This window comes from Paenibacillus lautus NBRC 15380 (assembly GCF_004000945.1).
GTDB classification, from domain to species: Bacteria; Bacillota; Bacilli; order Paenibacillales; family Paenibacillaceae; genus Paenibacillus_AQ; species Paenibacillus_AQ lautus.
In genome coordinates this window covers 375658-400538 of sequence record NZ_BIMF01000003.1, presented here as the reverse complement: position 1 = coordinate 400538, position 24881 = coordinate 375658, and the positions used below count along the sequence as shown (strand labels likewise).

The 24881-nt window shown below is 50.2% G+C and carries 17 protein-coding genes and 1 pseudogene; 8 read left to right on the top strand and 10 right to left on the bottom strand.

Translation table 11 applies throughout. The features are described from left to right. Positions 1-97 precede the first annotated feature (97 nt). Positions 98-1018 carry an aminoglycoside phosphotransferase family protein gene (locus PLA01S_RS08915; protein WP_127591670.1) on the top strand — a complete coding sequence of 307 codons (921 nt, stop codon included), beginning with the start codon at positions 98-100 and terminating at the stop codon, positions 1016-1018. Positions 1019-1106: 88 nt separating this feature from the next. Beyond that, positions 1107-1478: a hypothetical protein gene (locus tag PLA01S_RS08910; protein ID WP_127591669.1), complete on the top strand. Its 372-nt coding sequence runs from the start codon at positions 1107-1109 to the stop codon at positions 1476-1478. Positions 1479-1689: 211 nt separating this feature from the next. Here the strand turns inward: PLA01S_RS08910 and PLA01S_RS08905 are convergent, their stop codons facing one another. The 5 genes from PLA01S_RS08905 to PLA01S_RS08885 form a co-directional block, all read right to left on the bottom strand. After that, entirely contained in the window at positions 1690-2829 is a 1140-nt protein-coding gene (locus tag PLA01S_RS08905; RefSeq protein WP_127591668.1) for a zinc-dependent alcohol dehydrogenase, read from the bottom strand. Between the two features lie 663 nt (positions 2830-3492). Further along, positions 3493-4854 carry a dipeptidase gene (locus tag PLA01S_RS08900; RefSeq protein ID WP_127591667.1) on the bottom strand — a complete coding sequence of 454 codons (1362 nt, stop codon included), beginning with the start codon at positions 4852-4854 and terminating at the stop codon, positions 3493-3495. Positions 4855-4949: 95 nt separating this feature from the next. Beyond that, complete coding sequence (locus tag PLA01S_RS08895) at positions 4950-5159, bottom strand: LysR substrate-binding domain-containing protein (RefSeq protein ID WP_246059400.1); 210 nt, start codon at positions 5157-5159, stop codon at positions 4950-4952. Between the two features lie 146 nt (positions 5160-5305). Beyond that, the gene (locus PLA01S_RS08890) at positions 5306-6169 is read right to left on the bottom strand and encodes a cupin domain-containing protein (RefSeq protein ID WP_127591666.1); all 864 of its coding nucleotides are present in this window, start codon (positions 6167-6169) and stop codon (positions 5306-5308) included. 157 nt (positions 6170-6326) lie between these two features. Beyond that, a complete protein-coding gene (locus tag PLA01S_RS08885) occupies positions 6327-7502 on the bottom strand; it encodes an MFS transporter (protein ID WP_127591665.1) in 1176 nt (391 codons plus the stop codon). A gap of 200 nt (positions 7503-7702) precedes the next feature. Here PLA01S_RS08885 and PLA01S_RS08880 point away from each other — a divergent pair, with 200 nt between their 5' ends. From PLA01S_RS08880 to PLA01S_RS08860, 5 genes are all read left to right on the top strand, one after another. Next, complete coding sequence (locus PLA01S_RS08880) at positions 7703-8047, top strand: winged helix-turn-helix transcriptional regulator (RefSeq protein WP_127591664.1); 345 nt, start codon at positions 7703-7705, stop codon at positions 8045-8047. Positions 8048-8193: 146 nt separating this feature from the next. Beyond that, the gene (locus PLA01S_RS08875; RefSeq protein WP_127591663.1) at positions 8194-10467 is read left to right on the top strand and encodes a helix-turn-helix domain-containing protein; all 2274 of its coding nucleotides are present in this window, start codon (positions 8194-8196) and stop codon (positions 10465-10467) included. A gap of 328 nt (positions 10468-10795) precedes the next feature. Beyond that, positions 10796-12415: an ABC transporter substrate-binding protein gene (locus tag PLA01S_RS08870; RefSeq protein ID WP_127591662.1), complete on the top strand. Its 1620-nt coding sequence runs from the start codon at positions 10796-10798 to the stop codon at positions 12413-12415. A gap of 10 nt (positions 12416-12425) precedes the next feature. Further along, the gene (locus PLA01S_RS08865; protein ID WP_127591661.1) at positions 12426-13337 is read left to right on the top strand and encodes an ABC transporter permease; all 912 of its coding nucleotides are present in this window, start codon (positions 12426-12428) and stop codon (positions 13335-13337) included. After that, positions 13337-14266, top strand: a complete 930-nt coding sequence (locus PLA01S_RS08860) for a carbohydrate ABC transporter permease (RefSeq protein ID WP_100538594.1) — start codon at positions 13337-13339, stop codon at positions 14264-14266. Before PLA01S_RS08865 ends, PLA01S_RS08860 begins: the two co-directional genes overlap by 1 nt. 167 nt (positions 14267-14433) lie before the next feature. Here the strand turns inward: PLA01S_RS08860 and PLA01S_RS08855 are convergent, their stop codons facing one another. Continuing rightward, positions 14434-15318 (bottom strand): LysR family transcriptional regulator, encoded by an 885-nt coding sequence (locus PLA01S_RS08855; protein WP_127591660.1) that lies wholly within the window; start codon positions 15316-15318, stop codon positions 14434-14436. Between the two features lie 130 nt (positions 15319-15448). On the opposite strand from PLA01S_RS08855, the gene PLA01S_RS08850 reads away from it, so the two are divergent. Beyond that, positions 15449-16129 carry an O-methyltransferase gene (locus PLA01S_RS08850; RefSeq protein ID WP_127591659.1) on the top strand — a complete coding sequence of 227 codons (681 nt, stop codon included), beginning with the start codon at positions 15449-15451 and terminating at the stop codon, positions 16127-16129. Positions 16130-16427: 298 nt separating this feature from the next. Here the strand turns inward: PLA01S_RS08850 and PLA01S_RS08845 are convergent, their stop codons facing one another. The 4 genes and pseudogenes from PLA01S_RS08845 to PLA01S_RS08830 form a co-directional block, all read right to left on the bottom strand. Beyond that, the gene (locus PLA01S_RS08845; RefSeq protein WP_127591658.1) at positions 16428-19559 is read right to left on the bottom strand and encodes a hybrid sensor histidine kinase/response regulator; all 3132 of its coding nucleotides are present in this window, start codon (positions 19557-19559) and stop codon (positions 16428-16430) included. A 265-nt stretch (positions 19560-19824) separates the two neighbouring features. Beyond that, the gene (locus PLA01S_RS08840) at positions 19825-22995 is read right to left on the bottom strand and encodes an MMPL family transporter (protein ID WP_127591657.1); all 3171 of its coding nucleotides are present in this window, start codon (positions 22993-22995) and stop codon (positions 19825-19827) included. Continuing rightward, positions 22992-23444: a MarR family winged helix-turn-helix transcriptional regulator gene (locus PLA01S_RS08835; RefSeq protein ID WP_127591656.1), complete on the bottom strand. Its 453-nt coding sequence runs from the start codon at positions 23442-23444 to the stop codon at positions 22992-22994. Before PLA01S_RS08835 ends, PLA01S_RS08840 begins: the two co-directional genes overlap by 4 nt. Before the next feature lie 189 nt (positions 23445-23633). Further along, positions 23634-24601: pseudogene (locus PLA01S_RS08830) on the bottom strand (cupin domain-containing protein). Positions 24602-24881: the final 280 nt, after the last annotated feature.

The following is a 24881-nucleotide window of genomic DNA, read 5'->3' as shown; positions in this document are numbered from 1 at the left end:
AGCCGGAAATTATCTGCATGGTCTATAGAACCCTCTTCATTTATAATGTATGAGATTTAAAGATCGTGCCGGATATCGAATATAGGGGGTGTGCAGCATGCAGGACGAGATTCGCGAAATCCCGGGGGCAGATAAATGGATGACCGTTCAAACGGTTGATAAGGGCTGGTCGGCAGATCGCAAATACTATGTTCAGGATACGGAAGGCAAGGAGTGGCTCCTTCGATTATCCGACATCTCTCAATATGAGCGAAAGCGGTGGGAGTTTGAAGCGGTAAAAAAGCTGGATCCTATCGAAATGCGAATGTCCCGCCCGATTGATTTTGGCGTCTGCCATGAGGGCAGGCAAGTATTTTCCCTGTTCACATGGGTTCCGGGAGAAGATGCAAGGGATGCGATTCCTTTGCTGGATTCTCAGGAGCAGTACCGGCTTGGCGTTCAGGCAGGCAAATATTTAAGCGAATTGCATCGTATTCCGGCTGAAAGCAGCTTTGACACGTGGGCAGTTTATTATCATTCCAAGATGGATAGGTACATCAAAAATTATGAGAGCTGCGGCATCCGACTCGCAGGTGCGGACAACATGATTCGTTATATGGAGGAGCATCGGTATTTGCTTGAGGAGCGGCCTCGTGCTTTTCAACATGGGGATTATCATATCGGCAATATGGTGGTTACGCCAGAAGGTGAACTGGGCATCATCGATTTCAACCGGGCGGATTCCGGTGATCCTTGGGAGGAGTTTAACCGGATAACATGGGATGCCGCGATTAGCCCGTGGTTTGCTTCCGGTCGTATTCACGGATATTTCCAAGGTGGAGAGGTACCGGATTCATTCTTTAGATTAATGGCACTCTATATCGCGAGCAATCAGATTTCCTCGATTCATTGGGCGATTCCCTTCGGAGAGCAGGAAGTGGAGGTTATGCTGAATCAGGCTCAAGAGGTACTGAACTGGTATGAGGGGTTTCAGACGCATATACCAAACTGGTATAAACCGATGCCGAGGTCGTCTTAGCCTATCATTGACAGGATAGCAATCTAGAAGAATTTATTGAAGCCAGAGCATGATACGATAATAAAAAAACAGACGGAGGTTTGTACTCATGTCATCAGCGGATATTCGGTTTGTCGGTGGAAACAATATTGCCCTTAAAATTCCGAAGTACAAGTATGAGGAAACTGTGCATTTTTACAAAGAGGTTTTGCAGCTGCCTTATTTGGGCTTCAAGGATGGTTCACACCTCTTTCAGCACGGCCCGAACCATTTATGGCTGGATTGCATGACTCACTATGCTCAGCAGGATGTCTGGTTAGAGGTCACTACGGATCATCCTGAGGCGGCCGCTTCATATTTGAGAGAGCATCAGGTGGATCGCAGGGATGAGGTGGAGGTTTACGAGAACTCGCAGGGCTACTGGATATCCGATCCATGCGGGACGATCATTCGGGTGAATCCCAGAAAAGCGAATGAATAGACAGCCTCCCCGGCGAATATGTTAGCCGTTGACGACACGCATCCCTTGAGACTTGAGGTTATGTCGAAGCGTCCAACACTCATCCGGGAAGATTTTAAGCTCACTCACTAAGAGTTCCATGAAACGGGAAACAAAAAACCAAGCACTTCCTATCCAATCCCAAAGTTGAGAGAGGAGATGCTTGGTTTATTCTTGTCGCTGTGAATTGACGCTACGGCTTCAGAACCACCTTGGTGCAGTCTTCTTCATGATCGCTAAATATCCGATAGGCATCGCTTGCTTGTTCCAGCGGAAGCCGGTGAGATACAATCTCGGTTGGATCAAATTCCCCGGCGGTGATCTTCTTGAACAGCTCCGGCATATAATGGATGACGGGGGCTTGTCCCATGGTAAGGGTAATGTTCCGTTCAAAAATATGGCCCAGCGGGAACATGTTGTACAATGAACCGTATACACCGGTCAGCTGAACGGTGCCGAATTTGCGAACGGCATCGATGGCAATATCAATTGCACTTAACGTTCCGCCCTGGAGCTTCAGCTTTTGACCGATGGCTTCCATGGTTGACTTCTTCCCGTCCATGCCGACGCAGTCGATCACAATATCTGTTCCGCCCTTGGTGATCTCGCGGATGTACGCGCCCATATCCTCATAGTCTTCAAAATTGTAGATCTCAACGTTGTTCATTCGCTTTGCTTTTTGCAGCCGGTAAGGAAGGCGGTCCACGGCGATTACCCGTTTAGCGCCCTTCATCCAGGCGAATTTCTGGGTCATCAGACCGACCGGTCCACAGCCGAGCACCGTGACGGTATCGCCTGGCTTCACGCCGGCATTCTCCACGCTCCAATAGGCCGTAGGCAGAACGTCGGACAAGAAGAGAAGCGCCTCATCCTCCAATTCGCATGACTCGGGGATGACAAACGGCATAAAGTTCCCGTACGGTACGCGCAAATATTCAGCCTGCCCGCCAGGATAGTTGCCATAGCGTTCAGTGAAACCCATGTAACCTCCGGTATGGACATCCGGGTTGCCATTGGAATTGTCGCATTGACTCTCCATATCGTGATTGCAATAGTAGCAGTGGCCGCAAGAAACATTGAACGGAAGAACGACGCGGTCGCCTTTTTTCACGCGGGTTACGTTAGCTCCGACCTCTTCTACTATCCCCATAGGCTCATGGCCGATCACGTAATCTTTAGCCGCAGGCATAGCCCCTAGGTATATATGAAGATCGGAACCGCAAATGGCTGTAGAGGTGATGCGGACGATAATATCATCCTGGGTCTGAATGGACGGATCCTCCACGTGTTTGACCTGAATGTCTTTTGCGCCTTGAAATGTGACTGCTCTCATACGTTCCCTCCTCAGCGATGTACAGATGTTATCTTTTTAATACCCGATATGCACTTTTATTAACATCCCCATCGCTATGAATGCATATGCGCTGCTAGCGCAACAACATAGTTTGTGGAAGAAGAAAGGCCAATGCTGAACCATAGTACAATCACGGTGATATGATAACTGCTGATTCCATAAATGGAGGGGCTTAGAGCAAGGACGAATGACGCTAATCGTTATTTGGAGAATCTTAGCTCGCAAGATCGCGATACACAAAACGAAGTAAATAATGAGCTGCTGACATTAACGAGCGAGAAGGTGGAGTGGACAGCGTGTCAAATGTAATTTCGGATTCACCGGACTCAGCGGACGTTATTTGATCCGATAAGAGCTAAACTTTGATTCTAGCGGACATGAGGTTCGTTATTTGCTTAAAAAGCTCGTTTTTCCGCAGCGAAAAGGTTAAATAGCGGACTTGGTGTCCGTTACCATAAGAGAATGGCCTGAATCGTGGCAAATAACGGATCTGTGGTCCGTTGGCAGCCGTATGTTTGGGATGGCAGCGGTTTTTCATACAAACAAAAGAACGCGTATTGGCAGGGAGTCGGTTCTCCCGCCATACGCGTTCTTTTTTTAGAATATTACTTTTACTCTTCGGACTGTGCCGGGTGTCAAAAGTTACACGAGCTTCAAATACTCTACGATCGTCAGCAAGCCTTGATCGAAATTCTCCAAATTAAAATGCTCGTTCGGAGCATGCAGATTCTCGTCCGGCAAGCCAAAGCCCATCATGACGGCAGGTGCATCGAGCGTGCTGGACAGCTTCTCCACGATCGGGATGGACCCGCCATCCTTCGTAAAGAGGGCACGCGTGCCGTAGACATGCTCGAACGCGTCCGCGGCTTTTTGCAGCATCGGATGGGATGGATCGATGTTAAAGGCGAATGCTTTTTCCTTCGGCTTAAAGGTAATCTTCGATCCGACTGGAGTGTGGGCATGCAAGTGGGCTTCAATCGCGTCAAGCACGGCTTGCGGATCTTGGTCTGCTACCAGACGGCACGTAATTTTGGCATGGGCCTCCCTCGGAATGACCGTCTTGCTGCCTTCTCCTTGGAACCCTCCATATACGCCGTTCAGCTCAAGGGTCGGACGCGCTCCCACGCGTTCAACGAAGGAGAACCCTTTCTCACCGTACAGGGAATCGAGGCCGAGATCCTGCTTCAGCTTATCCTCGTCGAATTCCTGCTTGGCAAATTCCTCGCGCATTTCAGGCGACAGCTCGAGCACGCCGTCATAGAAGCCTTTTACGGCGACGCGGCCTTGCTCGTCATGAAGCGAGGCGAGTAGGGAGACGAGGGCATGCAGGGCGTTGGGTACCCCGCCGCCATATGTACCGGAATGAAGGTCGGTATTAGCTGTTTCCAGAGACAACTCCAGGGAACACAATCCGCGAAGGCCTGTAGAAATGGCCGGTTTGCCAGGTGCGAGCAGGGACGTATCCGAGATCACGATGGCGTCAGCAGCCAGCTTGTCCTTATTGTTGTCAAGGTAGAGCGGGAGGTTCGGGCTGGACACCTCTTCTTCGCCTTCAATGCAGAACTTGATGTTGACCGGAAGCTCTTTCTCTTGCTTCAAAATGGCTTCAACGGCTTTGACATGCAGGAACAGCTGGCCTTTGTCATCCGTTGCTCCGCGTGCATACAATTTACCGTTGCGGATAGCCGGCTCAAAGGGCGGCGTTTCCCACAGATGAAGCGGATCTACAGGCTGTACGTCATAGTGGCCGTAAACGAGCACGGTCGGTTTGCCTTCGGCATGCAAATAGTCTGCCGTAATAATAGGGTGTCCTGCCGTTTGATGAACTTCCACATGCTCAAGTCCCGCTTCGGTCAGCTTGCCTGCGAGCCACTCGGCAGCCTTTGCCACATCGCCTTTATGCTCGGACAGGGCCGAAATGCTCGGAATGGACAACCATTCCTTCAACTCATTCAGATGGGTTTCGCGGTGTTCAGCGAAATACGCTTTATAATCAACGCTCATGATATAGGGATCCTCCTTCAATATACATTGGCATTCGATAGATGCCGTACCTTACTATTCTAACCGTTTTTCGAAGAATACGAAATATAGCGGGATTAATCTTGAATCGTGTCATGACTCTCTTCCGGCTGTTGTGATGCAAAATTGTTCAAAAGGTTTCTCCAAAACAGCCGCAGCGCGGGACTGATCAGCTTATTGCGGTGGCGAACGGCATAAATCCGGCGCTCGGGCAGCCAGGACGGAATAGGTCGTGATTGGAGTTTCCCCTCTGCCAGTTCTTCTTGTATGGCAGCTTCTGCGATCATGCCATACCCCAGACGGAAGATGAAAATAACGGGAGCATCCGGTTTTCCTAATTAATATAATTCCATATAAAAAGAAATACGCAGCATCGCTGGCGAATCGTGATGCTGCGTATTTCTATGGAGGACCTCTATCACCAGAGGGTTGATCAGAATTGATCCCAGCCATTTCCAATGAGCTGGCGCTGCAGGAATGGCAACTGCTGCTGTTGTTGAATGAACTGCTGACGCTGTTGTTCTTGTAATTGCTGCTGCGAACGGAATTGCTCTTGTTCTTGAGTTGGTATTCGCTGTGGTTCAGCAGCATACGTTCCATGCTGCGGTTGATCCTGAACCTGGAACTGCTGCTGGAACAACTGCTGCTGTTGTTGTAGCAGCTCATAATCACGGTTCACAGTGCCTTCTTGATGATAATAGTGCTGATTATGATGAGACGCATGAGGCTGATGTTTCATCTGTCCTTGCACTTGCCCTTGCTGCAGACAGCTTTTGGGCGGCCCGATGACAACCGTGTCGGTGATCGGCGCCAAGGTCTCTTTGACTTTGGCTTCGTCCAGGCAGTAGGTGTGAGCGAACACGCTGGCCGGCGTCAATCTCAAAAGATCCGAACCTCCAATGAATTCAGGCACCGGCGCGTCAAAGACCGCGATCAGGTGCGTGTTGTCAACCGTCGCCATTTCATAATGCCACCAGCCTTGGGGCACAAGCGCAACCTGCCCCGGCGTTACCGTGAAGTTCAGCAGCTCTTTCGTAAACGGATTGACAAGGGAGACGATGGCTGAGCCGGAAACGACATAGACCAGCTCCGTTGCATTCTGATGGATATGCGGCTCCACTACGTTTCCGGTACTGAGGTATATATCCAGCAGGGAAGCGTTGCCGAGCGTGTTCAATTCTTTTACGGAGAGAGAATTAATGTAATTCTGACTATCTTTTTTGAAAAAAGGGTTATTGCTCATATCGTAAGTATACCGAACGGAGGGTGAGGTGAAATCCATATAAGAGACCGCCACTATTGATTCCTGCCCTTCATAATGTAATAGGCGTTGACCCATAACACACGTTATGCCCATGGGCAAACATCCGTGAGCCCATTTTATGAATCAGCAGATGCAAGCCGCCCGCTGGCAGGGCGGCTTGCGCTAAAATCCTATGGTGGAGCAGGCGAGGTCAGGCCGATTTCGGTATGGAAATCGGCGAGTTCCGTCCCGTCGAGAAGCTGACCAGTCCTGCAACCAGGCCGAGCGCGAGCACGAATCCACCGAGCCATGGATGATATTGAAGGGTGGACGTCGTATTCACCATGAAGCCTCCTGCACCCGCGCCTGCGGCTAACCCGAGATGCACAATGGAGGTGTTTAGGCTGAGAATCAGATTGGAAGAGCCCGGAGCCTGCTGGATAAAATAACTCTGAACGGCCGGCCCCGCCGCAAACATGGACAGCACCATGATTCCCATCAGCACGAGCCCTATGAACGATTGGCTGGCGAGCAGCGGAAGAAGCGCGAATACCGCGATATGAATGAGCGTGCTGAGGGTAATCACTTTCGCAGGCCCAAACCGGTCGACCCCATATCCGCCGAGCCTGGAGCCGATTGCTCCAAACAGTCCAAAGCCGAGCATAATGATGCTGATGCCTGACGGCGCCATATGGAAAATATCCTGGATAAATGGTGTAACATACGTGAACAGTACCGAGTTACCCGATTCCCGGAAGAACGTAAGGAGCAGCGCGCTCACGATGACCACGCTCCCCAGCACTTTGAATTGCTGGCGAAAGGGAACAGGTGTATCTCCTTCAACATCCGGCAGGAGTCTAATCAGGACAAAGGCAACCACCAGACTGAGCAGAGCCAGCAGCAGAAAGATGGATTGCCAGTTCAGCAGATTCGTGATCCATATTCCGATCGGAACGCCCAGCACCATGGCGCTGCTGAAACCCAGCACGATGGTGCCGATGGCACGGCCCAATGTATCGGGCGATACCAGTTTGGCTGCAGTCCCCATGGCGGCAACGAGATACACCCCTGAGCTTACCCCCAGGATGATGCGGGAACCCATGAGCATCCATACCTCGGTGCTGAAATAGGAAACGAGACTGCCGGCAATGAACAGCAGAAGCGAGCCGAGCAGCACTTTTTTACGGTTCATCCGAGCGGTAAGCGAGACCAGAAACGGTGTCCCGATCGCAAAAGCCAGCGAATAAGCGGTAATCAGCTGGCCGGCAAAGGCCAAGGAAATATGAAGATCGTCAGCGATCGCATACAGAATACCCGAGACGACCAGTTCCGAAGTGGCGGTAAGGAAAACTCCAAGCGCTAATAAATATATCGTAAATCGATTCATATCTAATTCATCCTTTCGTTCGGAGATCAATACCCTCTGCGATCATGGCTAGCACATGCCGCAAACGGGTTGGTATAACTTGAAATCTCATTGTGTTTGTATTATAAGTAGTGCGCATATATTATGTAAGAAGGCAAAGTATTTGGATATTATCCAATCATTTTGATTAACTTACGATTAGTTAGTGATGGGGTGAGGTATTGGAACCGGTAAGAGAAGACTTTCAGGAAAAGCCAGCTTTCAATCATATCTGCTCGGTGCTGCAAATTCTTGGAGCCAAATGGGCGTTTCTCGTCATCGCGCAATTAGCGCAAGGACCGAAACGGTTTAATCAGCTTCATCGGGATGCAGCCATCATCAAGACGCAATCCTTAACGGATGTGCTCCGGCATTTGGAAGGCAGCGGGATCGTAAGACGCGAGGTATTCCCTACCGTTCCGGTCTCCGTGGAGTATTCATTGACCGAGAAGGGGCTGGACTTCCTGGATTCTTTGCAGGAGATGGAGAAGTGGGCCGAAAAATGGGGCGTGGAGCAATCCTCTTGACTGCTGCCACAAAAATAGTACACATATCAAAAAACTCATTTCCAAAGGTTTATAACAGGAAATGAGTTTTCTTTTTTTTGAAAATTACGTATTCTTATAGATAACATTTTCAGGTTTGGTATGAAGGATAGGGAGGTGGTCGTCGCTTGCGAATCCATAAGATTAATCTGCTGACAAAATTGTTGATTTCCTATTTGCTTGTGCTGATGTTTCCCGTGATCGTCATCCTGTGCTATTACTACCCTTATTCGGCAGAAGTGGTGAAAGAGAAGGAAATGGACTGGAATGCGCATATTACGGAGCAGTTCATGACATCGATGGATACGTTTACAAGGTATGTATACAATCTGCCGTTTGAACTGGTGCAGAACCGGGAATTCAAGATGTATAAGGCGGAGGAAAGCGACTACCAGCGGGTGCTTATTGCCAATGAGATGAAAAAATACAATGCAACCGATGCGTTTATTTACAACACCTTGCTGTATGTGAAGAACATCGGTTATTTGTTTTCCAAAACTGGAAGCGCATACAGTCTAGACGACCTTTCCATTCCGGGCGTCGGTTACTATTATGAAAACTGGGCGCATGAAGATATGATCCAGACCCTGAATGATCTTCATTCTCCTATCGTCAGGCCTGTGGAGAATGTGGTTGTGCCCGGCAATAACCGGGTCAGAATGCTGACCTTCGTACAGCCGCTGCCGGTAGGAGGCTCGAATTCTCCCGGAGCCGTCATGATCATGGTCAGGGAGGATACGATTGTCCGGATGATGAAGTCCGTTTCGGAAACCTATAGCGGCGATTTTTATGTGTTTGACGGTCAGGGAAGGCGATTGGTATCCTCCAATGATACGTCATACCAATCCTCCGATGATTTCAGGAATCTTGTGCACGGCATAGGGGAAGAGTCAGCATCCTCTTCGGGCATTTACCAAATCAGCGGAACGGACTATCTGGTGTCGTTCTCGGTTTCGGATAAGAATGGCTGGAAATATGTGAGCCTGCTGCCGGTAACGAAGTCCCTGCAGGGCATTCGGACGATTCAGCTGAATACGGCCATCCTGGTCGGGCTGATTCTGCTGCTTGAAATGTTCATCATCTACGTATCCATCCGGAAGAACTACCAGCCGATTCGCCGTTTGGTTGATCTCGCCGTTCAAGTTTTTGAACCGCGGGAGCGGAAACACATGAATGAAATCGATACGATCAAATATACGTTGGAGGAGCTTTCGCTGGCCAACAGCAAGCTGGACGAGCATATGAAGGGATCTTTGCCGATTATGCGGGATAACCTGCTGTTTGAGCTGGTGAGCGGGCATATTGCAGGCTGGGATGATTTTGAACGGGAAGCAAGAAAGGTCGGCATCCGGTTTCATCATGATTCCTTCACGGTTGCCGTACTATGCTGTGAAGCGGATGGAGCAGGGATAGAGAAGATACTGGATTACTGCCGGAACTATGAAGGACGGCTGCCGGATGATGTCCAAGGCTATTTCTTTAAAAGCATCTATCAGCAGGAATTGATTCTGGTGTGCTCCCATGTGGAGAATTTCCCGCTCAAATCCTGCCTGGAACGGATGCAAGATGAAATATTGGAGCAGACGGGCCGGCGAACGGTGATTGGCATTGGTAAGCCTAGCGCAGCTCAACTGCCGGTGGACCTCCATCTCTCTTACCTGCAGGCGCTCCGCACGGCGGAGTTTCTGCGCATCCGGAAGACCGGGACCGTGCTGATCTTTGACAACCTCGAGGTCCCCCAAACCGGAGCCGTATCCTATTTTGCCGAAATCCTGCAATCCCTCGAACTTGCGATCCTCAAGAACGATGCGGCTATGCTGGGCTCTTTGGCGGAGCGATTGATCGGTTATTTAAGCAATGACAGCCTGCCGCCGCATATGATACGGAGCGTATACCTCAATACGGTGACCGTCATCTTCAACGGCCTCCAGCGGTTCCGTCATGACGACCAGAGCCTGCTTCGGCTAACCGAGGCTGCATTTAACCACCGTTATACGCTGGAGCAGATGATCGGAATTATCAGGGAGAGTTATGCCAAGCTGTGCGATATGATCAGCGAAACGCTCCCCGTGTCCCGTACGGCAACGCAGGAAGAGATACTGTCCCTTATTGCGGAGAAAGGAATGGATCCAAACTGCTCGCTGCAGATGATGGCCGATTATTTTGATATGTCGGTCTCTAACTTCAGCCATCACTTCAAAAAAACGATGGGGCAAAATTTCAAAGAGTATATCGATCAGCTCCGGATTCAGAAATCCATTCAGCTTCTGCGGAACAGCGAGGAGACCCTTGAAGCCATCTCTCAACAGGTGGGGTACACCAACACCTCGAGTTTTATCCGTTCCTTCAAAAAGATGGTGGGCACGACACCCGGACAATATCGAAATACACATAAAGCATAAAACGAAGACCGCTGATGCCAACTAAGGCAGCTTACAGCGGTCTTTTATAAACTTTTTTCTTTATAAGCTTCTGTGCCGGCGCTTTTTTAAGCTAAGCAGCTTCAATTTTTGAACATATACAATATTTGAATTCCCTGCAGCGGGCCGAAATGGATGCGCTCTCAACCGGCTTATTATAAGCGCTTTCAAAAAATGAGGATGCTTAAAAAACTGTTCGTTTACGGGGCTCTTCCCCTCCGTTTAGAGTGATATGTGTCCCAAGGCAAGGCCAAGACATGGCTGCATTTCCTATGGACCAGACCAACAAACCAAACCAGGAGGTAATGGAATGAAGAAAAGGGTAAACGTTTTCATCTCGCTCGTCGCCATAACGGCTATGTTGTTAACAGGTTGCAGCGGGGCAGGAGGCGACAAGAACGAATCGGCCGAGACGCCCGGAGAGCAAACCGGCAGCAAAGTAAAGCTCACCGCCATCATTACCAAGCACCCGCTCACGAAGCCACTGGCCGAAATGGAATGGCTGCAGAAGGTTGAGGAAACGGCGGGCGTGGACATCGAATGGCAGGAGATTACCGCGGACTGGGGACAGAAGAAAGGGACGATGCTGGCCAGCGGAGATATTCCCGATCTGTTTATCGGGCCGAACGTCATTACGGATGCCGACTTTGCGCAGTTCCAGGGGCTCTTCCAGGATCTGTCCAGCATGCTTGATCAAGCACCCAACGTACAGAACATGTTTAATGAAAAACCGGATACCAAAGTGATTGCAACGCAGTCGGACGGCAAAATATACGGTCTTCCGAAATACCAGCGGTTCTGGCCGGCTTCCGCCAGCAGGCAATTCATTAACCAGCAGTGGCTGGATCACCTCGGCCTGAGCATGCCGACCACATGGGATGAGCTGTATGAAGTGCTCGTGGCCTTCAAAGAGAAGGATGCCAACGGCAATGGCGATCCCAATGACGAGATTCCGATGGATTGGCCGGGAGGCATCGGCGGATATTTTAACCCTGCGGTCCTCTTGGGCAGCATGGGCATCACGCTGACAGACGGCAGCGGGCAGGGCTATTTCGTGGAGGACGGACAGGTGAAGAACTTCCTCACCGATGACCGGTACAAAACGATGGTCATGTTCCTGAACAAGCTGTACAAGGCCGGGCTGATTAACCCGGAAGTGTTCACCCATGATTATACGAAATATCAATCCATTGCGCGCGGCGAAGGGGACACAGCCAAGGTCGGCTTCACTTGGGGATGGGTGGCTTCCGACCGTTTCGGCGAACAGCTGGCACCGCAGTATGCTTCCATGCCGCCGATGAAGGTGTCGGCAGATTATGCTGGGAAGCTGTCCTGGAGTTATGATCATTACTCCCTGAACTATGGACCCAACCATATCGTGATGTCCGCCAAGACCAAGAACAAGGAAGCGGCCATGAAATTCATCAACGAGCTCTATGCTCCCGAGGTGGGTATGCAAGTGTTGTTCGGATCCATCGGTCCGAATATTAAAGATAATGGAGACGGTACATATGCCGTTCTGCCTCCTGCCGATGCCAAGATGGATCCGGGCACATGGAAATGGACCTCAACGATGGCGGACAACGGCGCATTTTATATCCCCGATTCCTTGAAGCTGACGCTCGGCACCGATATGCAGGAGGTGCTGGGACAATCGGAGCCGCTAGAGGCTGCTTTAGAAGACGTGGATCCCGACAAGGACGTGTTCCCCGGCATGTTTATTAAATATTCCACCATGGACAATAACGCCATGAGCCTGAACAACACCAACGTGATGAATTTGGCGGAATCCAGCTTTGCCAAATGGGTGACCAAGGGCGGCGTGGAAGCCGAATGGGACGCGTACATCAAGGAAAGCGAGAAAGCAGGACTGAAGCAGAATCTGGAGATTATGCAAAAATATTATGACAATTACATGAATCAAAACTAGGAGGGAGGATATGGAATCCCGCAAAAGACAAAACACCTTCAGACGAGATTATCAGCTGTGGATTATGATTTTTCCGGCGATTGCCGTTATTCTCTTGTTTAACTATGTCCCGATGTACGGCATTCAGCTTGCGTTTCGGGATTACGATTTCAGCCAAGGCCTGACCGGCGGAGAGTGGCGAGGGCTCGCCTACTTTCAGCAATTCATCGACAGTTACCTGTTCACGGATTTGATGCGAAACACGTTTCTGATCAGTCTGGCCACGATCGTGCTCGGCTTTCCGGCTCCGATTATATTGGCTCTCATCCTTAACCAGATCCGCAGAAAAAAAATGAAGCAGCTGATGCAGACCACCGTATACCTACCTCATTTCATATCCATTATCGTGCTGGTCGGCATGCTGAATGTGCTGCTATCCTCCGAAACCGGAGTTGTCGGTCACTTTATGAAGGCGGTGGGGCTGGGACATATCAATTTGTTAGCCTCCACCTCGACATTTATCCCGGTGTATGTGCTCTCTGACATATGGCAGCACTGCGGCTGGAACAGCATTATCTATCTTGCAGCCTTGTCCACCGTGGATCCCCAGCTGTATGATGCTGCCAAAATCGATGGGGCCAGCCGATGGCAGACGATCCGGTATGTCGACATTCCCGCCCTCATACCCACCATCATCATCCTGTTTATTCTCAGCATGGGGAATATCCTCGGGACCGGCTTCGAGAAAATATTCCTGATGCAGAATTCGCTGAACCTTCCCGTCTCAGAGGTCATTGCCACCTACGTCTATAAAATCGGGATCATCTCCAATCAATTCAGCTTGGCTTCGGCCATCGGTTTGTTTAACACGCTCATCAATTTCGTATTCTTGTATGCGATGAACACGATATCGAAGAGAATGTCGGAAACGAGCCTATTCTAATGATCGGGGAAGGAGAAACGGTTGTGGAACATGAACTTACCAGAACGCGCATCAACGGCAAGGAGATAGCGTTTAAGGTCACATTGGGTTTTCTGTGCGGTTTGATTTTTCTGCTGATCGCTTATCCGCTGTACTTTATCATCATTGCTTCGTTCAGCGACTCAACACTCGTCTCTACGGGGAAGGTTATGTTTATCCCTAAAAACATCAGCTTTTTCGGTTACCAGGAGATTTTCAAGGATATGCGGATTTGGACGGGGTACCGAAATACGCTGTTTTACACGGTATTCGGCACCCTGGTTAACATGCTGTTTACGCTTCCGGCGGCTTATGTGCTGTCGAGAAAGGAATTTCGCGCCAGACGGATCATCATGTTTATTTTCGTGATCACGATGTTTTTTAACGGCGGGCTGATTCCTACCTATTTGTTGATGAAGGGGCTTGGCCTGACCAACACGATCTGGGTGTTTATTCTCCCGTTCTCCGTCAACGTGTTTTATTTGATCATTGCGCGGACCTTTTTTGAAAACTCGCTGCCGCAGGAGCTGCATGAGGCAGCCGTCATGGACGGCTGCTCCCATTTCACCTTTTTCTTCAAGGTGGCACTGCCGCTGTCCAAAGCCTTGGTATCCGTCATCGGACTCTATTATTTAGTGGGGCATTGGAATGATTTCTTTACCGCGCTGATCTACATCCGAGACACGAAGCTCCAGCCGCTGCAAATCGTTCTGCGGGATATTCTGCTGTCGAACCAGGTGTTCTCGAGCGGTGCGGGAACAGGCGGGGATGCAGGAGGGTATGCCCAGCGCTATGCCGATCAGATCAAGTACGGGGTCATTATCGTATCGACGCTTCCGATTCTGCTCATTTATCCGTTTATGCAAAAATATTTCGAGAAAGGCGTCATGATCGGCTCCATTAAAGGTTAACGCGTTCGGCGAATATATTAATCAAGCTTCAGAGGAGTAGACAAAAAAAAGGGGCAGTCCCGAAAGATCCTTGGATCTTGGCGGGACAGCCCTTTTGGAATTACGGCACATCAGAATACGAGGAGCCCGGCAGGCAAAATGTATAGGGAAAATGTAACGGTTACTTATTACTGATTTCGGATCATATCCACGAAGTTCATAGCGGCAGCGGATAACGGTTCATGCTTGCGGGTGCAGACCGCAATGATATTTTGCAGCTCGATTCCATCGACATAGACCCGGCTCAGCTCGCCGCGCTCCACATACTCCCGCACGACGAGTGAGGATACAAAGTTTGCACCGTATCCGGCAATGACGGCCATAATCGCTTCGTGCAGACCATTGAATTGCAGCGTGATCCGCGGGGAAGGCGCGCTATGGGTACGACATAAGGCAAATAACCGCTCCCGCGTTGAACTGCCTTCCTCCCGCATAACAAAAGGCTCTCTCATCATCTCATCCAGGGAGATACGCTGATTGGCGTAACGGTGATCGGGGGATACGACAAACCATAACTCATCCCGGAACAGCTCCTCGGTCCGTATCGTATTCGGAGATTCCTCTGGCAGGCCGCCGTATATCGCAAGATCGACATCCATATGTAACAGCTGCTTAAGCGCATCGCTAGAATTCGTGGTGGTTATGCTCATTTCTACTTCTTCGTACCGCTGCTTGTATTTCGCGAGCCAGGCCGGCAGGAGAAAATGGGAAGGAAGATAAGTTGCCGCCATCCGGATTTGTCCCCTCGAACCGCTGCGATAATCCAGACAGAATTGTTCAATCTGCTGCTCGACAGAGAACAGTCTTTTGGCAAGCGGGACGAGCTCGGCACCGGCCTCCGTCAATCCGATGCCCCTGCCTTGTGGTTTGAACAGCGTAAGGGAGAGTTCCTTCTCGAATTTTTTTACCTGGGCTGTTATGGCGGGTTGGCTTATATTTAACAATTCAGCAGCACGGGTAACACTACCCGTTGTGGCGATGACGTGAAAGAGCCGTAATGCGTGTAAATTCATGAGAAGCGCACTCCTATCCATTCATATATTCAAGTTATATAAGTCGCTTAAATATATATTATATCTATAACAATATATCACATACAATGATTTTGTAAGATCCAAATGGAGAATATGGGAGGAAACGGATATGAAAAAGAAGGAAACTGCAGCTGCAACTTGGGAAAAAGTGGACGATTACCTCACAGAACATTTGATTCCTTATGATGAGGTGCTGGAGAAGGTGTTAGCTGCAAATCGGGAGGCCGGATTGCCGGAAATTGATGTATCCAAGGCTCAAGGTAAGCTGCTGAACGTCATCGTTCAGATCAAGGGAGCCAAACGAATTTTGGAGATCGGTACGCTGGGAGGTTACAGTACGATCTGGATGGCTAGGGCGATTGGGGATGGCGGGCAGCTGATTTCACTGGAGCTTGATCCGCATCATGCCGAGGTTGCCAAATCCAACGTGGCATTGGCCGGACTGGAGGATAGAGTGGAAATCCGGGTAGGCGATGCCCTGAAACAGCTGGAGCAGTTGGCCGAGGAGAAGGTGGAGCCGTTCGATCTGATCTTCATCGATGCCGATAAACCCAACAATCCGAATTATTTGAAGTGGGCGTTACAGTTCTCACGGCCGGGCACCGTCATGATTAGCGATAATGTGATCCGGGATGGAGAAGTTATCGATCATCACAGCACAGACCCTCGGGTGCACGGTATCCGCAAATTCATGGATATGCTCTCCGCCCACTCCGCCATTTCCGGAACGGCAATTCAAACGGTGGGAAGTAAGGGGTATGACGGATTTTATATCGGAGTTGTATCGTGAGCTACTAGACTGAAGCATCTTCGGTTTACGGCGATGAGTATCAAGTTAATGGCAGAAGGAAAAAGCCACACTCGGCAATCGAATTCGCAAGTATGTTTAAAAAAAAGGAGGGTGTCCCAAAGATCTTAGATCTGGCGGGATGCCCTCCTTTTTCTGTTAAGAGACGCTTCGTGTATGAATCCTTACTCCCGTTCTTTTGTACCTTCCATATTTCATGGACCCGCTTTATCTGCCAACGGAGCGTCTGGAGAATGCCATGTTCAGGTGGCTTGCCGGGAGACGGTGCCCGCTCGTTACATTACTCCGAATCCGGGATGACAAAAGACACGTTTGTCCCTTCATGGACCTCGCTTTGAATGGTAAGACCGCTCCCATACGTCTGAATCAACCTGCGATTCGTGTTGTAGAGGCCGATTCCTCTTTTGTCCTCTCGCGGAGCATCCAGCAACTCCTGTACTTTTTCTCTGCTCATTCCCATGCCGTCATCCTTGACCTGAATCAGCGTGGAAAATTGCTGACGTTCAATACGAATTTGTACGGTTCCGCCCTTGGCTATTTGCATAATACCGTGCTGTACCGCATTCTCGACCAGAGGCTGAATCGTTAAGGGAGGGAGCATGAGGTTCATATCCTGATCCACGTTCCATATAACATGGAGCCTGTTGCCATGTCGCTCCTTCTCAACATACAAATATGCGCGTACAAGTTCGAGTTCTTCCGATAGTGAGACAAATTTGCCGGAGTTTTGATATTGAAAGCTGATTTGCAGGAATGAACTAAAAGCCTCATTAAGTTTTCGCATTCGTTCCACATCAATTTCACTCAAAGCGTGGATTGAATTCAAGGTGTTGAACAAAAAATGCGGGTGGATTTGCGCTTGCAGATAGGCGGCCTCCATACGAAGACGCTCATTCACGGACTGCTTTAACGTAATCAACGACTGGATACGGTATTTAAGCTCCATCGGATCCACCGGTTTCGTGACATAATCGTTGGCACCCGCCCGAAATCCCGCATACATGTCGGAGGGATCGCTGCGCGCCGTCAGCAGAAGCACAGGGAGTTCGGAAGGGGAATAACGTTCCCTTATCTTCCGTGTCAGCTCGTAACCTGAAATCTGCGGCATCATGACATCTGCGATTACCAAATCCCATGGTTTCGTTCCGAGCAATTCCAGCGCTTCTCCGGCCGAAGTTGTTAATTGCAGGTGGTAAGGTTCAGACATCAATATACTCGCAAGCACTCGCAAATTTACAAGGTTATCGTCAACGGCTAGGATGTTCATCTGCTCTTCCGCTGACGGGACTTCTGCGGTTTGGAGCGGCTGGTCATTCAGGTCGTTCCGGCTTGCCGCCATTTCTTCATAGGCCTCGAACCGAACGGCCGATATATTGGGGGACATCTCTACGTCAGTCGAATCAGCCAAAGGAAGCGTGAATGTAAACGTCGAACCCCTTCCGATTTCGGAGTGAACCGTCATCCAGCCGCCATGAAGCTCTACCAATTCTCTGCTGATGCTAAGGCCCAAACCTATGCCGTTGGTGTCGCCGTATCCGGGATCGCCTTGTTCGTAGGGCAGAAATACCCGCTGCTGTGTTTCCTGATCCATTCCCGTTCCCGTATCCGTTACCTCGATGAACATTTGCCCGTTCTTGGCGTTAGCCGTTACGGCAATGCTTCCTTCCTCGGTATGTTTGATGGCATTATGCAATACATTCATGAGGATTTGCACAAGCCTTTTTTCATCAGCCATAACGAGAGGGAGGGCTCCGGATGTGTCGATATTCATTTTTAACTGCACGGCTTTTCCTTCGACCAAATACTTCAAGATATCGATAACGCCATTTACGATAGAGGGAAGGGACAGCGGCTCGGCATGCAGTACGATTCGCTTTTCCCTCAGCCTTACGGCGTCCAGTAGATCATTCAGCAAATGCGACATCTGGCGTCCAACCTTAACAAGGAGCTGCATATCCTCCGCACTTCGATTGTCCATATTATGCTGTTCTCTGTCTGAGACGCTCTGGGCGATATTCATGATCCCGTGCAGCGGCGTTCGCAGCTCATGTGACGTCTGGGCCAGAAACCGGTCTTTCATTTTGTCCGCTTTCTGCAATTCGCGGTTGAGCTTGCTGATTTTATCGACGTTGCGGAAATAACGCTTAAACCAATAGGCAGAGAAACCGATGATGGCCGCGATGACATCAACGGGGTAATACACTTTTGGAAGTTCCTGATATTTAATGAGTGCTCCCCAAATAACACTGGAGAAAACGCCGCTGGCTGCCAAGAGCAGAAAGATCGCGTCATCCCGGCTTGCAGCCACCATTCTCCCGAACATATATATAGAGATGATAATTGGTAATAAATAATGAATGGCAAAAACTTTGTATTCCACCGTCCAGAAAATAAGAGAAGCAGGTGCGATTGCAATAAATCCGGAATATAGAAGCAGGGAAATGCTATAACCGATAAACCATCGATTGCGGGTCTTCAAGGTGAAGCTCCTGGTCATTTTCAATACGAAAAACGATAGCCAAGAATAAGACAAGATGGAGATTTTAAGATCCCAAGCGTAATTGATGGGCAGCCATTTCAACAGTAAATCGTCATCTGAAACTACAATCGTCACGGATGCGGTAAGAAGCAGCAGAAAAAAATCAAGAAGCGTCCATTCCCGCGGATTGAAAAAATACAGAATGCAGGAATACAAACCGTGAAGGATCAGCACGACGAATGTAATGAGCTGAAGATCGATGGAAAGACCGCGTTCATCGTGGATGGCTTCGCTGGATCCCAGCTTGATGGAATTTACAATTCCGCCTTGGAGCGGATGCTCATGGTTGGCCACGCGTATAATCAAATCGATTTCTTGCGTGTGTTTAGCGGGAGCGTAATCGACAACGAAGGGACTTCGAGCCGGTGAATAGTTGTCTTTGCCGTCCTCTCCGGTGTTGCCCATCTCTCCCATCTTAAGGCCGTTTATCTCGACGCTCGCCGAAGCCTGAATCTGTTGGATCCAGAACGAAAGGGGAGCGGTTAAGGATGGATCGACCAGAATACAAAGCCGATAGGTTCCGGTACCATAAGCGGATCCGGATGCCTTCGTTTGGCTTCCCCGCCAATTTCCCGGAACCTGCACATAGCGATGCTGCGGATTGGTTTGCTCCAGTTCCTGTTTTGTGGCGAGCATGTCAGGATAGAACTCCCATTCTCCATCCAATGTTATGGATTTGGAATGAATGAGGTCCCAGCTGCGTAAGTCGAGCACCCCTTGGGAGGCTTGCGGATGGTGGGGAGGAACGAAGGTCTCGATCCAATACCACCGAATGCTGAGGAGCACGGACAGAAAAACAGCAATGGCCAATATATACTGAAGAATCTTTTTAGTTTGAATGCGATAGGTATGGTTTGCAGATCGTGTTGGCACGGTTCACGTTTCCTTTTAGGTTTGGTATGGTTTAAGATCCGAGAATTCTTCTTCTTAATATACGAGAAAATGTGAGGATCGTATAGCTATTCCCCAACAAAAAGCATTCGCTCGGTTCTTTGGTAATCGTCCCAAGTACTCACGGATAAGATTTCCGTTCACATTTATTGAAATGGCATAGAAAATAACCGCCTTTTTACCTGTCATGAATCAGGAAAAGGCGGTTATTTTGATCATTGTTAGGTTTGGGTCATCTTTATAATAGCTACATTCCTACGTCATGCCCGGATGGGCTGCCCTTTACGTCCTGCTCCTTGGGGGTGAACGGCCACCAGTTGGCCCGGCCAAAGATACGGACCATCACCGGTACGAAGAATGGCAGGAATAGGAGTGCATAGAGCACAAGTCCAACCAGGACAACCGTGGCGATCTGCATCATGGACAGTACGCCGGACGGGTACATCGCCGCAAAGGTACCGCCAAGGATGACCACCGCAGACAGGATGACCGTACCCATGTTGCGCATGGCATGCAGAATGGCATCCTGAACATTCCAGGACTTGTTTTCGTTGAAGCGCGCCATTAGGAAGATGCTGTAATCCACTCCAAGCGCGATCAGCATGACAAAGCTGAAGAACGGAGTAGCCCAGGTGATGCCGGAATACCCGAAGCCGTGAACGAAGATCATCTCCGTAACCCCGACAGCCGTAAAGTACGTGATGAGCAGTGAGACAATCAGATAGATCGGCATCACGATGGAGCGCAGCAGCACGACCAGGATAATGAAGATTCCGCTCAGCATGAGAATGACGGTTCGCGAGTAATCTTCATTCGATATGTTCTGCAAATCGTTGTTCGTGCTGGTAATGCCGCTGATGGCAACCTCGGCGTTCTCCAATTTCGTGTCTTTTACTGCGCGATCAACCGCAGCTTGAATCTGTTCGACGCTGCCCAGCGCTTCTTCGCTGTACGGATTGGTTGCCAGAACCACATCCAGCGTCATCACTTTGCGGTCATCGCTGAGATAGGTATCGAATACCGTCTGGAATTCCTTATTCTCAAGGGCTTCCTGCGGAATGAAGAATCCGCTGAGCTCTTCATCCTGAACGTCCTGGATCTGCTGCAGATAATCCTGAGCGGAATGCAGTCCGTCCGAAATTTGTTTCAATCCGTCCGCGCTGGAATTCAGTCCTTCCGTCAGCTCTCCGATCTGGCCGGTTAGGTCGCCAAAGCCGTCGGCAAGCTGCTTTTGGCCGCCCTGCAGCTGGTCAAGACCGCCCGTAATGGAAGGAATTTGGCTCACGATCTGTCCTTGCCCGTTAGCTGCCTGCGAAAGGCCGGATTGAAGCTCGGCGATACCGGTCACGAGCTGCTGAAGACCGTCGGCAAGCGCCGTTTGCCCGGCGGCTGCCTTGGCGTAGCCGGCGTTGGCTTCCGATAAGCCGGCTGACGCGCCTTTAAGCTGCTCGGAGATTTGTCCTAACCCTGCTGCCAGCTCGGCTGTGCCTGCCGCTGTTTGCGTGATGGTACCTTTGATGGTTTGATAGTCGGCATCCTGAATGAGTTCCGGGTGGTTGCTCTCCAGTCCCGTAAAGGAGCCTTCAAGTCCACTCAGTGCAGCCGCAACGCCGCCCAGTTGTTCTTTAAGTCCGGCAACGCCGCCTTCAAGAGCTGTTAATCCGGTATCAAGCTGTTTATAACCTTGGAGAAGCTGGGCATGCGCTGCAGCTAACTCTTTCGCGCTTTTCGCAGCCTGGGCAAGCCCTGCTTTGAGTTCGCCTGCACCTGCGCTGCCGCTCTGGATTCCTTTTTGAATGGCGCTGAGGCCTTGGCCAAGCTCCGTGATGCCGTCCTTGAGGTCGGCGGTTCCCTTAGTTAGCTCTTTGGCTCCCGCTGCGGCTTCATTCAGCTTCGGCGTATTCTCGCTGAGCTGTTTGCCTGCTTCGGATAGTCCATTCTGAATCTGGGTCAGTCCGTCTTTGGACTCTCCCAATCCTTCATTTAACGTTTTGACTTGAGTTGGAATGAGGAAATCGTTGATTTGCTCACCGGTTGGACGGGAGAGCCCGCGTACGCTGGATACGCCATCCACCTTTTCCACTTCACGGCTGATTTTTTCCGCGAGTCCCATGTATTCCGCCGTATCCATTCGGTCATCGTTCTTGATCACGATGGTGGATGGCAGCGATTGTCCGGGACCGAAGCTGTCCGAAATAATGTTAAAGCCCTTAACCGAAGCGTAACTTGGCCCGATTTCCTCCAGGCTGTTAAACGACAGCTTGCCGCTGTACGTAGCCAGGAAAGGGGCCACGATAACAGCTACGACAAGCAGCGCAGCCCAAGGACGCTTAAGAGAGAAGGAACCTGCCGCTCCCCAAAGCTTATTTTCGCTATGCTCCAGCTTGCCACGTGACGGCCAGAAGAGTTTCTTCCCAAGGACCGCCATGAAGAACGGCACGACTGTAACCAATGCAAGAAGCATAACGGCGATGCCGATCGCAACCGCAACCGCGGATTTGTACAGAATGAATTTGGATAACCCGATAGCTGCAAAGCCGACAAATACGGCAAGCCCGGAATAAAGCACGGTGCCGCCGGCTTTTCGGTAAGTTTCGATGATCGCCGTCTGGGTATCCTCCGACGTGGTGAGTTCTTCCTTAAACCGGCTGATCAGCAGGATGCAGTAGTCGGTCCCGATCCCGAACATGACGGCCACCATAAAGATCTGGGTAAAGGTCGATATCGGGAAGTTGAACTGATCCACGAGAAAAGAGACAACCGACTGCGACACGATATAACTGAGCCCTACGGTCAACAGCGGCACGAACGGTGCGACGAAGGAACGGAATACAACGAATAGAATGAGGAGAATAAAGACGACTGTAATATATTCCGTTTTCTTCAGGCCTTCCTCCGAGCTGACGATGGTATCTTCATTAATGAGGCCTTCGCTTGTCAGGTAATGATCGGCTTGAACGCCTTCGAGCACCTGATCGACCTTCTCGGGCAGCTCTTTCACCGCTTCCTGGCCTCCGCTGACCTGAAGCGCGACCATGATGGTCTTGCCGTCTTTGGCAATCAGTGTGTCTTCCAGCTCCGTTTGCGTGAACGGTTCATTGATGGAATCGATATGGAGGCTTTCTTTTTTGTCATTTAAAGCTTGAACGCCCTCCCGTATGCTCTCCTTATCCGTTTCGCTTAACCCATCGGGTTTATTGAAGACGAGCGCAACCTGGTGCAGGGTTTCCCCGCCCTCGCCGCCGGAGGCTTCCTTGAGAATTTCAGCAGCGCGTGAAGAGGTGTAACCGTCCGGTACGGATAATTGCCCTTTTTCCCGAACCAAGTCCGACATGGATGGCGCGAACAAAAACAGCACGACTGCGGCTGCCAGCCACAGCACGATAATGGCCCATCTTGCTTTCAGTATGGCTTTCAATTCTTTCTCCCCCCTGATTCAAACATCAATTGCCCCAGTTTCTCGAACATCGAGATAAACATTTCGATATCTTTTTCTTCAAAATGCTGCAGGTAAGGGGAGATGATCTCCCTCATCTGCTCCTGGGCAGATTCAAAAATCGTATGTCCGTATTCCGTTAAAGTCAGATAAACCAGCCTGCGATCTGCTTTGTCCCGGGTTCTGTCGATAATGCCGGCATCCACGAGACGGTTGACGATAGCGGTAATCGAGCTCTTGCCAACGGCAAGCGTTTCCGCCAGATGGGATGAAGTACAGTGATCCATGCTGTTGATGATGCGCACAACCTGAAACTGGTCATTGGTCAAATCTTCACCGAGATGTTCCCGAATCTGGGCGTTAATCCGCCGGGTGACCAGCAGGTAGACATCCACATATCGGTCGATCCATTGCTTTGCCTTGTCGTTCAACAATAGTTCTCCTTTCGAATAGTTCACGTATGAAATAGTTTCATTAATGAACTATATGGCAGGAGGAAAGAAAAGTCAAATGTCCGCATGACGGCAAAGGCAGACGGCGTTGGAATAAAATCCTCTTGGCCGGTCTGCATGACGTTTAATCGAACAGGCAATGTCCTCGATCAAAGGGGAGGCTAGAATTTACCTCGGATATTTAACAACAGGCCACTTTTCCTTGCGCAAAGCATCGGTGACTTTGGTTCCAACTCTCAGGTTATCCTGGACCAGGTCCCGAGGGGTCAAGGCCATCCATTGATTCAAAGAAACATCCTCGAACCGGTCGCTTCTGAACATTTCGAGAAACCATAAGGATTCCGTGCCCGTGTTCTGTATGTAGTGGCCGAAGGCAAAGGGGACATATCCCACATCACCGGCTCTGTAATCAAAGGTCCGCGCCGCTCCATTGCCGGCAAACACGGTCATTCGTCCTTGTCCTGCCAGGTAATACTGCCATTCATCCTGATTCGGATGCCAATGAAGCTCCCTCATGGCGCCCGGTTTGATCTCAACGAGCGCGGCTGCAACGGTTTTGGAGATCGGAAAATTGCTGGAATCCACGATTCTTACGCTTCCGCCGGGGGTTATGATCGGTTCTTGCGCCAGCAGCCGGTGCTTGAAACTCAGCGGCACTGTTCCGTAAGGGGATTGGACCTCCTGGCTTTCGAGCGAACCTGGCACCTGATCCTGAAAAATATAAACCTGTTCCTTCGGGATATGGTCAAAAGCGTTCTCCGGAACGCCGAAGTTGGCGGACAGCACATCCTTTGGCATATGGGCAAACCAGTCGGAGATCGATAAGGTGTTCAGGTCCGAGAAGTGGCCGTCGTCAAAAACCAGCAGGAATTCACAGCCTTCCTCGAGTCCCTGGATCGAGTGGGGGAGACCGGCAGGAAAATACCACAGATCGCCGGGCCCCACATCTCCGATGAAATTTCTACCGCTTGCATCCATTGGATATGCGTGTCGGAGAACGACATTTTCAGATTGGGCATCAAGCCCGCATCCGTGGCTGGTGGAACAAGCATGTCGGGATTCTCGATATCCCTCATCACATCCCGCGGGCCGTAGTCCGGCCCGCCTGCTCCGTCGCTGCGTATCGGATGTGGTATGCGGTCATGAGTTCCTCTGTTCCGGTTCTAATCCTCCATCAATCTGTATCTTCCCTCCATATGGTTTTTACGTAACGTATCCGGTTAAACTGCTATCCATTAAGTTTATGAGCCAGCGCTTGGTTAATATGTTGAGGAATGCGAGGATATCTCATGGGGGTTCCGCAATGACATATCTCACTTCAAATCGAAAAGACAGTTGACATTTGAAAGCGCTGCCCATACAATAGGTCTCAAATAGATCTATGATAGATCTATCATAGATTCAGGAGGGACACGC